Raw genomic sequence first — 10,441 nt, forward strand, 5'->3', positions numbered from 1 at the left:
TGACCGCACTTTTCCGCCGAAACTTGGCGTGAATTGAAAAATCCCTTTCGTACAAAAGGGATTTTTTCTTTACAACACTAAGTTACCGATTAAGCTGCGGGTTTCTTCTTTCACTTCCGTCAGCTGAACGTTAATAATATCGCCGATTTTGTAACGGCGTTCGCCATTAATGTAGAGCGCCAGTTCATCGCTATTCACCTGAATTTCTTCCTTATTCGGATGAATAGTGGAAGTCGGCACGAACACAGTGGCGCCGTTTTCCAGCAGCTGAACCCGTAATCTGCCACGCGTGCAGTCCTGAACTTCGGCCTGGAATTCGGGCTTGTTTTCCACTTTGTCCGATAAATAACGGCAATATAGCCAATCGGCGATGTCGCGTTCCACCATACGGTTTTGCTTACGCGCTTCCTGTAAGCGAGTAAGAATCTCATCGGCGGGTTTCGCGCATTCCTGCCCGGTGATGCAGGCTTTAATTAAGCGATGGTTCACCATATCGGAATATTTTCGGATTGGCGAAGTCCAGGTGGCATAGCCGGTTAAGCCTAAACCAAAGTGCGGTGCGATCTCCGATTTAAATTCCGCAAAGGTCAGAAAACGGCGTAAACGGAATTCCAAATAATCGCCTTCGATAGGTTCGATGTCATGCCGCATGCGGCAATAACCCGCCAAAGTGGCTAAATTCTCCACGGAATAACGCTCGGCGAGTTCCTGCCGATTTTGTTCGTTACTTAGATTCGCCATTAAAAAATGATGCGCGTTCGGCAGGAATTTTTTATCGAATCCTACATGAGTATTGAAAATGCCGGTTTTGGCGTTGTCCGCCAGATAATGCGCGCAGCAAATATTGGCGATAATCATGGATTCTTCCACGATTTGATTGGCAATGCGGCGATATTCCGCCTTGATTTCCTGCACGTGACCGTTATCCGCCAAGACAAAACTGTAATCCGGTTTTTCTTTGAATAATAAACCGTGAGTTTGACGCCAGTTAATTCGTGCTAAGGTAAACTGATGCAACCGGTGAATTTGTTGCTGCGTGGCTGCGTTTTCAGGTTGCCAGGCGCCTTCCGCTTGTTCCAGATAATCGGAAACGCGGTTATAGGCTAATTTGGCCTTAGACTGCACATTAGCCAGCAAAAATTCGGGTTTGCCCTGCAATTCGCCTTGCAAATCGGTTTGCAAACGGCACACCAAAGCGGCGCGGGTTTCATTTTCCATTAACGAACAAAGTTCGTCGGAAAGTTCGCGAGGCAACATGGGAATGTTAAAACCGGGCAAATAATTGGTGAAACAACGTTGACGCGCGTCTTTTTCAATTTGCGAATCAACGGCGATATAAGCGGTCGGATCCGCAATTGCGACGGTCAGCTTCCAACCCGTTTGTTCGCCGTTTTGTTCGAGCGGTTCGATATAAAGCGCGTCATCCATGTCTTGCGTGCTTTCGCTGTCGATGGTCACAAAGTGAAGTGCGGTCAGATTTTCGCGAGTTTTTGTATCGAGCATGTCATAACGATCTTGCCCTTGCACCGGATAACGGGATTGTTGATGACGCGCCAGCGTGACCCACCAAGGCGCGAATTCGTCTTCGGCGCGACAGATAAATTCCACAATTTGCGCATAGAAAAAACGATCATCCCGCAACGGATGGGTTTTTAACTGAGCGACCACCCAATCGCCTTCATGTAATTCTTCTTTTACCGCTTTGGCTTGTGCCGCACCGATAGGCTGATTAATGTTCGGATGATCCACCAGAACTTGCAATTTCTTGTCTTTATTGAACCGCACTTTGGCGATAAAACGGGTTAACATCGGCTCCAGCAATTCTTCCGGTTCCGCCTGTTTTTTATCGCCGACGGTTTCAATGGCGGCTTTGATTTTATCGCCGTGCATCACCTTTTTCATGGCGGGCGGCGCAATAAAGAAGGTTTCTTTGTCCGTTTCCAGGAAACCGTAGGCTTTATCCGTACTTTTCACCACACCTTCAACGTGCGGTTTGCTGTCGTGCAGTTGTTGTTTTAATTGAGAAAGAAGAGGGTTGTTTTGAAACATTTTGCTTTGCTATAACTTTTTGCGATGAGCTTTCTGCCATCGGGTCGAATAAACAAAAAGGCACACGTTAGAAAACGTGCGCCGTTAATCAGATTAAATAAACGAATTACTCTTCACCTAATTCACCCATGGCGGTGATGCTGAAACCGGCGTCAACGTGCAAGACTTCGCCGGTTACGCCGGAAGCTAAGTCCGAACATAAGAATGCGGCGGAGTTTCCTACATCGTCAATGGTGACGGTGCGGCGTAATGCGGCGGTTTTTTCGAATGCGGAAAGCATTTTCTTGAAATTTTTGATGCCGGAAGCCGCAAGCGTACGGATTGGACCGGCAGAAATGGCGTTGACGCGAATGCCGTCTTTACCTAAATCCGCCGCCATCACGCGGGTTGCCGCTTCAAGAGACGCTTTTGCCAGGCACATAACGTTGTAGTTAGGGATTGCGCGTTCCGCACCTAAATAAGTTAAGGTTACCAATGACGCGTCTTTGTTTAAGAACGGACGTGCTGCCTGCGCCATGGCGACAAAGCTGTATGCGCTGATGTCGTGAGCAATGCGATAACCTTCGCGCGTTGCGGCGTTAACGTAGTCGCCGTCTAATTGATCACCCGGTGCGAATGCGATGGCATGTACAAAACCGTCGAATTTATCCCATTTTTTGTTTAATTCGGCGAAACAGTTGCGAATGCTTTCATCCGTTGCTACGTCTAACGGCAATACGATATCGGCGCCGAATTCTTTAGCGAATTCTTCTACGCGCGGTTGTAATTTATCGTTTAAGTAGGTGAAAGCCAATTCTGCGCCTTGCGCTTTTAAGGCCTTTGCGATGCCGTATGCGATTGAACGGTTGCTGGCAAGACCCGTGACTAAAATTCGTTTACCTGTTAAGAAACCCATGTTGAAATCCTATTTGGTTGTTGAAAAATCGTGGCTAGTATAAAGGAAAATCCGCGTGATTACAAAGCAGATGAGTGAAGTATTGCGACAAACCGCCGGAAAAAACGACAGAAAAATAGCCCGCACTTTACGCTTGTTTCGCAGCAAAAGTGCGGTAGGATTTTAGGCAGGATTATCAATGTCGATGAATTCCGCTTCAAGCTTATATTCCTGCGCCAACCATTCGCCCAACGCCCAAACGCCGTAACGCTCGGTGGCATGATGACCGCAGGCAAAATAATGAATGCCTTGTTCCCGCGCGCTATGTGCGGTTTGTTCGGAAATTTCGCCGCTGATAAACGCATCGCAGCCTTGTGCCGCCGCCAAATCGATGTAACCTTGTCCGCCGCCGGTGCAAATGCCGATTTTGCGGATTAAGTGCGGTGGATTTTGCGACAGTTCTTCCGCATTGCAAACCGTCGGTTTACGCTTAAGAACCCGTTCAATGCGTTGGCTGAAATCCGCCGGAGAAACCGGTTGGGCAAGTTGACCGAATACGGGAATGCTGAACGTATCGGATTCCAGCGGCCGTAAGTTTTCTATGCCTAATAATTTTGCCAACCGGGCGTTGTTGCCTAATTCGGGGTGAACGTCGAGAGGAAGATGGTAAGCGTATAAATTAATGTCGTTAACCAATAAGGTTTTGATTCGTTTACCTTTCATACCGCGGATGCACGGATCTTCGTTTTTCCAAAAATAACCGTGATGCACGATGATCGCATCGGCGTTGCAAGCGACAGCCTTGTCGATTAAGGCTTGACTCGCCGTGACCCCCGTCACGATTTTGTGAATTTCGGCGCGGCCTTCCACCTGTAAACCATTAGGCGCGTAATCGCTGATCGCCGCGATATTGAGTTTTTGATTGAGTAATCGTTCAAGTTCAAACTGATTCATATTTTATTTCCAATGAAAAGCCCAATCGATCGATTGGGCTTGTAAAATTATTTTTTCGGCGCCTGCATAAAGCGGAAGAATTCGCTGTCCGGTTTCAGAATCATCATATTATCCGAGCCGGCGAAGCTGTTTTCATAAGCTTTTAGGCTGCGCACGAAACTATAGAATTCGGGTTCCGAACCAAATGCGTCGGCATAGAGTTTTGCCGCCGTAGCGTCGCCTTCACCGCGTAATTCCTGAGCTTTTTTATTGGCGTTTGCCGTGATGAGAGTTACTTTGCGATCCACATCCGCCTGAATGAACGCCGCTTTTTCTTTACCTTGCGAACGATGTTCGCGGGCGACGGCATCACGTTCCGCGCGCATGCGCTGATAAATGGAAGAAGAAACTTCATCCGGCATATTGATTTGTTTAATCCGCACATCGATTACTTCAATGCCAAGTTCGGCCGTGCTGTCCTGTCCGGAATTCAGCGCTTTTTTCGCCCCTTCCATCAATTCGCCGCGGGTGCCGGATACGATGTCTTTGATGGTGCGGGAACCGGTTTCCGAACGCAGGCGATCGTTTACTTTACGTTTAAGCAAATTGGATGCCTGAGTATAATCGCCGCCGCCGGTTGCGGTATAAAATCTGCCGAAATCGCTGATTCGCCATTTAACATAGGAATCCACTAACAAATCTTTTTTCTCTACCGTAACAAAGCGATCCGCCTGACCGTCTAGGGTTTGAATTCGCGCATCAAGCAATTTTAAGCTGTCAATAAACGGTAATTTGAAATGTAAACCGGGTTCATAAACCACAACTTTGTTATCCGCATCGCGTTGAACCTTGCCGAAGCGCAGCATAATGCCGCGGCTGCCTTCCTGTACCACGATAAGGCTGGAATAAATTACGAGTGCCAACAGGATGACCAGTGGCGTTAAAAATCTACGCATTAGTTAAATCTCCCTTGGCGTTCTCGTTGTGTCGGTTCGACCGGCGCCGGTTGTTTTAAAATCGATTGAGAATTGACCGCACTTTGGCTTGTCGGTTGGTTGGACGGCTGTTCGTTTTGGAACGGCTGAGCGGGTTGCGCGGCCTGTTGTTTGTTACGTAACAGTTGATCCATCGGTAAAACGGCTAAATTATTGCCGCCGTCCATCATCACTTTCGGTGTTTTCGCCATTAAATTTTCCATAGTCTGGATATACAAACGTTCTTTTGTAATGGCGGGAGAAGCCTTAAATTCAGGCAATAAACGTTGGAAACGTTCCACTTCGCCCTGCGCATCCAGCACGATTTGATCTTTATAGGCTGTCGCTTCTTCAATGATTTTCTGAGCATTACCGCGCGCAATTGGCTCACGTTCGCGGGCGTAGGCTTCCGCTTCACGGATATAGCGTTGTTCGTCTTCCTGGGCTTTAATCGCGTCGTCGAAAGCGTCTTTCACTTCTTCCGGCGGACGAGCGGACTGGAAGTTAACGTCAATCACTTCCAAACCCATATCGTACGGTTTAATGATTGAATTCAACGCTTTCCAGGTGTTTTCACGTACTACGGCGCGTCCGGTGGTGAGAATATTGTCCATTGTCATATGACCGACCACATAACGCAGGGCGCTGTCTGTAGCTTGCCCTAAGCTGTCGTCCGCATCCGTGACGCTGAATTTATATTTGGCGGGATCCACGACACGATATTGCACCGTGAGTTCCACTTTCACCATATTTTCGTCCTGAGTCAGCATTGAACCCTGGGTTTTTAATTCGCGTACGCGTTCGACGTTAACCGGAATCACTTGATCAATAAACGTCGGTTTCCAGTTTAAGCCGGGTTGCACAATGGAATGCAATTGTCCGAAACGGGTGACCACGCCGCGCTCGGCTTCTTTTACGGTATAAAAGCCGCTTAATCCCCAAATCACCAGGCCCACGGCGGCCGCAATCGGCAACAGTTTAGCGTAATTTTTCGGATTGAGTTGTTGCGGTGCGGAACCTTTTTTACCGCCGCCTAATTTTTTCAGCAGATTCGCAAACGCTTCTTCCAAATCGGGCGGGGATTGTTCTTGATTGCGCCCTGTCGGCTCGTCATTGGAACCGTTAGCGGGCTTGTTGTCGGACGGTCGGCTTCCTTTGCCGGGCGCCGCCCAAGGATCTTGATCCTGTGCCATTTATTTCTCCGTAGAATGTATCAATAAAATAATGTAAAAACTTTGTAACAGTCTAAACAAATTTAAGGGCGAAGTCTAATGCTATAATGGGGATTCAGAGCGGTTTTTAAAGTGCGGTCGAATTTGACGCTATTTTTTAATTTCTGCATAATAGCCGCCCTAATGAACCGAGAGGAATTTTTATTTATGTCTGAGGAAAAAACTTCGCCGTTTTTGACCGCACTTTGGTCGGCGCTTCCGATAATTTTGCTGTTTTTGCTGGATTATTACGGTTTTATAATTAGCAAACAAACTTACCCCGTTTCTCAATTCGGCGCGGGGATTTTTGTGACGGAAATTTTAGCCTTAATTGTGTTCATCAAAGGGCAAATCTGCAATGGTCAACGAGCCCGTTTGATTAAGGCGAATCGGTATCTCGGCGCGTTTTGGCTGGTGTGGCTGGCATTAAGCTGTTGGATGTTACAGGGCGAAAATTTATTGCCGGTGGGCGTCGCCGTTTTGGGGCTTATGGTGTCGCTGATTATTCGCTTCCGCCAGTTTTTAACGGTCGGTATTTGGTTGTCCGCGCTGGGGATTATCGCTTATCTCGGTTATTTGCTGTCTTTGGATTCGCCCGATTGGTTGCGTTATAACCCTGTTGCGCAAGCGCTGACGGGGGTGATTTTGCTAAATATTCTGCTGGTGGTTTCAAGCAATCGTCTGCAGGGGTTTATGGCATTATTGCCTTTTGCGATGGCAATTTTGCTGGCGGTTAACCTGATATTTACTTTGACGGCGCTGGATACGGAGTTAAACGCTTATCCGGTTTTGTTTTATTTCCTGTTGCATTTGGTCATGATGGGAATTGTCGCTTTGCATGTGTTGCGTAAAATCAAGTTTGAATATAATGCGCTGATGATTATGTTGTTCATTGCGGCAAGTTTACCGATCTGGACGATCTTTTTTATGCTTTGAATGAAAACAGTCCATAAAAAATGCACCGGTTCCGGTGCATTTCTTTGGATTATGTTATTGTTTGGCCGCCGCATCGTCTTCCGTGAGGGAAACGACAATTTTGGAACCGTCGCTGAAACTGATTTCGCGCGCAACGATAAGGACGTTAACCTGTTTTTTCGGATCTTTTAATGCGGTTTGCGCTTCTTTCGACATGGATTTGAAATAATCCATGACTTGAATGCTTTTATCCTGCCGGGCGGCAAGCGGTTCTTTGCTGAAATCCGCTATGATATTTTCATTGAACAGAATGGTATTGCCGTCCAGAAACGCCGTCGTCCATTTTACGCTCAGAATCGGTTTGGCGCTGATGTTATTAATTTGGTAAGTCACCAAAGATCCCGTTCCTTTATTTTTATCCTGCGCAATCGTCCGCGCTGTGGCGGCAATTTTTACGGACTGATTGAACGCCGCTAATAAAGGATCCTGTTCAGGCGTTTCGTCTTCAATCGGGGTTTCCGGCGCCGTTAAAGGAAGCGCATTGCCTTGCTGTTGATTTGCCGGTTGTTGAGCGGGCTGCTGGGGTTGCGGTTTTGCCGTCGCCAATTTTTCACAAGCGGTCAGCAGTGAAGCGGCAACCAATATGCTGCACAAAATCGCAAGAGGCGTCTTTTTCATAATGTCCCTTCATAGTTGAATAATGAATCGGCGGTTATCATAAGAAATCCCTGCCGGGACGTCAATGAAATCCGCCGAACTTTCGCATGTGATTAATTTATGCGTAATACGCTATTCGGGATAGTTGCGCATAAATTCGTTGGCTTTTTCCACCATTTCTTTCGAACCGACAAAAAACGGCACGCGCTGGTGAAGTGCGGTCGGTTCGATATCTAAAATCCGGTTGTGACCGTCATTGGCTAATCCGCCGGCTTGTTCCGCTAAGAACGCCATCGGATTGCCTTCGTAAAGCAAGCGCAATTTGCCGTTAGGGTAGTTGGTGGCGTTCGGGTAAATATAAATACCGCCTTTTAGCATATTGCGGTGAAAGTCGGAGACCAATGAACCGATATAACGCGAGGTATAAGGACGATTTGTCGCTTTGTCTTCTTCTTGGCAGTATTTAATGTATTTTTTTACGCCCATCGGGAATTTGAGATATTGCCCTTCATTGATGGAATAAATTTTCCCCGTAGGCGGAATTTGCAGGTTTTCATGAGATAAACAGAATACGCCCAGAGACGGATCATAGGTGAAGCCGTTTACGCCGTTGCCCGTGGTATAAACCAGCATGGTGGAAGAACCGTAAACCACATAGCCTGCCGCAACCTGTTTGTGACCGGGCTGCATAAAATCTTCTAAGGTCACGGGCGTTCCGACGGGCGTGATTCGGCGGTAAATGGAAAAAATGGTACCGACCGCAACGTTTACATCGATATTGGATGAGCCGTCCAACGGATCGGTCAGGATGATATAACGGGCGTTGCGGCCGCGTTCCGTATCAAAAGCGACGAAATCGTCCTCTTCTTCCGAAGCAAAACCGGCGACCTCTTCGCGCGCCATTAAAGCGCGTTTAAAAGTATCGTTGGCGAAAACGTCCAGTTTCATCTGACTTTCGCCCTGAACATTCTGATTGCCGGCATAGCCCAGAATGTCATTGGACAAACCGGCGCGGTTAATATCGCGGTGAATAATTTTGGCGACCAAGCGAATGGACGATAAAATCCCGGTTAACGCCCCTTTGGCATTTGGGTATTCGGCTTGTTTTTCGACGATAAATTCATCAAGCGTTTTCATTCTGTTTTCCTATAAATGATGAAAAAAGAAAGGGATAACGATAAAAAATTTCCCCTTTCGTTTCTGAGAACATTAATTTAAAAAATAATTCATTTTTTGACCGCACTTTCTGCGATGGACGCGGTCAATGAGTTGGATTATCATAAGCCATACGGGGTTGTTGTAAATAACGAAATTTTAACAATGAGACACAGATCACATTTTTTGTTCTGTATTTAAAAAAATTAAAGAGTTAACGAATGACACAAAAACATATTCATATTTTAGGCGTGTGCGGAACGTTTATGGGAGGCGTTGCCATCATAGCCAAACAAATGGGGTATCAGGTAACGGGCTCGGACATCAATGTTTATCCGCCTATGTCTACTTTTTTAGAGCAAAGCGGTATTGAAATTATTCCGAATTTTGACGTCGAACAATTACAACCCGCACCGGACATGATTCTGGTGGGAAATGCGATGAAACGCGGCAACCCGTGCATTGAATATATGCTTGAAAACCGACTGCCGTTTACTTCGGGTCCCCAATGGCTGCACGATAATTTGTTGCGTAATCGTTGGGTTTTTGCCGTATCCGGCACCCACGGCAAAACCACTACGACGGGCATGTTGAGCTGGATTTTGGATCAAAACGGCCTGGCGCCCGGTTTTTTGATCGGCGGCATTTCGGGAAATTTCGGGGTTTCGTCCCGTTTGGGAAACAGCGACTATTTTGTCATTGAGGCGGATGAATATGACACCGCATTTTTTGATAAACGCTCTAAATTCGTCCATTACAACCCGAAAACTTTAATTATTAATAATATCGGCTTTGATCATGCGGATATTTTTGATGATCTCAAAGCCATTCAACGACAATTTCACCACATGATCCGCACCATGCCGCAAAGCGGCCTTGTGCTTTCTAATGCCGCCGAAACCAGCGCGAAAGAAATGTTGGCGATGGGCTGCTGGTCGGCACAGCAATTCATTGGTGAAGAGCAGGAATGGTACGCAGAACGCATAACTAACGATTGTTCGCAGTTTGCCGTTTTCCATCATGGGGAAAAAGTCGCCGAAGTGACATGGAATATCGTTGGGCAACATAATATGCACAATGCGCTTATGGCGATTGCGGCGGCCCATCACGCCGGCGTTTCCATTGAAAATTCCGCCAAGGCGTTGGCCGGCTTTGTGAACGCAAAACGCCGTTTAGAAGTGAAGGGCGAAGTAAACGGCGTCACCGTCTATGATGATTTTGCTCACCATCCGGCAGAAATTCAGGCGACACTGACCGCACTTCGAGATAAAGTCGGCGGCGGAGTCCGCATTTTAGCCGTGTTGGAGCCACGGTCGAATACCATGAAAATGGGACATCATAAAGATGAAATTGCGCCGGCGTTAGTCAGGGCGGATCACGTTTATCTGCTGCAACCGGACAATATTCCATGGGAAGTGGTGGATATCGCTAATAATTGTATTCAACCGGCAAGCTGTACGGCGGATTTGGATAAACTGGTAGACATGATTGTAGCGGAAGCGCATCCGAGCGATCATATTCTCGTGATGTCAAACGGCAGTTTTGGCGGTATTCATCAAAAATTATTGACTAAATTGGCGCAAAAATCATAAAAAAATCGCCCGCACCTTTACAATGGTATAAAGTGCGGTCAAAATTTTGAGAGTTTTTTATTGGTTTGGATGATTTTTAAA

At 46.9% G+C, this 10,441-nt stretch carries 9 protein-coding genes; 2 read left to right on the forward strand and 7 right to left on the reverse strand.

The genetic code is table 11. The features are described from left to right. Positions 1–69: 69 nt before the first annotated feature. From rnb to hflK, 5 genes are all read right to left on the reverse strand, one after another. Positions 70–2,049, reverse strand: a complete 1,980-nt coding sequence (gene rnb, locus P7M01_RS10135; protein ID WP_317483148.1) for an exoribonuclease II — start codon at positions 2,047–2,049, stop codon at positions 70–72. Between the two features lie 106 nt (positions 2,050–2,155). Beyond that, complete coding sequence (locus P7M01_RS10140) at positions 2,156–2,944, reverse strand: enoyl-ACP reductase FabI (protein WP_202937160.1); 789 nt, start codon at positions 2,942–2,944, stop codon at positions 2,156–2,158. A 162-nt stretch (positions 2,945–3,106) separates the two neighbouring features. After that, a complete protein-coding gene (locus tag P7M01_RS10145; protein ID WP_317476180.1) occupies positions 3,107–3,877 on the reverse strand; it encodes a Nif3-like dinuclear metal center hexameric protein in 771 nt (256 codons plus the stop codon). 47 nt (positions 3,878–3,924) lie between these two features. Continuing rightward, a complete protein-coding gene (gene hflC / locus P7M01_RS10150) occupies positions 3,925–4,812 on the reverse strand; it encodes a protease modulator HflC (RefSeq protein WP_202937162.1) in 888 nt (295 codons plus the stop codon). Next, on the reverse strand, positions 4,812–6,023 hold the full coding sequence (gene hflK / locus P7M01_RS10155; RefSeq protein WP_202937163.1) for an FtsH protease activity modulator HflK: 1,212 nt from the start codon (positions 6,021–6,023) through the stop codon (positions 4,812–4,814). The genes hflC and hflK overlap by 1 nt, the downstream gene beginning before the upstream one ends. A 186-nt stretch (positions 6,024–6,209) precedes the next feature. On the opposite strand from hflK, the gene P7M01_RS10160 reads away from it, so the two are divergent. Further along, positions 6,210–6,977 (forward strand): hypothetical protein, encoded by a 768-nt coding sequence (locus tag P7M01_RS10160; protein ID WP_317480272.1) that lies wholly within the window; start codon positions 6,210–6,212, stop codon positions 6,975–6,977. A gap of 54 nt (positions 6,978–7,031) precedes the next feature. Here P7M01_RS10160 and P7M01_RS10165 read toward each other — a convergent pair whose 3' ends face one another. Together P7M01_RS10165 and fbp are read right to left on the reverse strand one after the other, a co-directional pair. Beyond that, positions 7,032–7,634: a hypothetical protein gene (locus P7M01_RS10165; RefSeq protein ID WP_202937165.1), complete on the reverse strand. Its 603-nt coding sequence runs from the start codon at positions 7,632–7,634 to the stop codon at positions 7,032–7,034. 111 nt (positions 7,635–7,745) lie between these two features. Then, the gene (fbp, locus tag P7M01_RS10170; protein ID WP_317476178.1) at positions 7,746–8,750 is read right to left on the reverse strand and encodes a class 1 fructose-bisphosphatase; all 1,005 of its coding nucleotides are present in this window, start codon (positions 8,748–8,750) and stop codon (positions 7,746–7,748) included. Between the two features lie 239 nt (positions 8,751–8,989). Here fbp and mpl point away from each other — a divergent pair, with 239 nt between their 5' ends. Then, complete coding sequence (mpl, locus tag P7M01_RS10175; RefSeq protein WP_317483147.1) at positions 8,990–10,360, forward strand: UDP-N-acetylmuramate:L-alanyl-gamma-D-glutamyl-meso-diaminopimelate ligase; 1,371 nt, start codon at positions 8,990–8,992, stop codon at positions 10,358–10,360. Positions 10,361–10,441: the final 81 nt, after the last annotated feature.

It is taken from the genome of Exercitatus varius (genome assembly GCF_029577735.1).
Classification (GTDB): domain Bacteria; phylum Pseudomonadota; class Gammaproteobacteria; order Enterobacterales; family Pasteurellaceae; genus Exercitatus; species Exercitatus varius.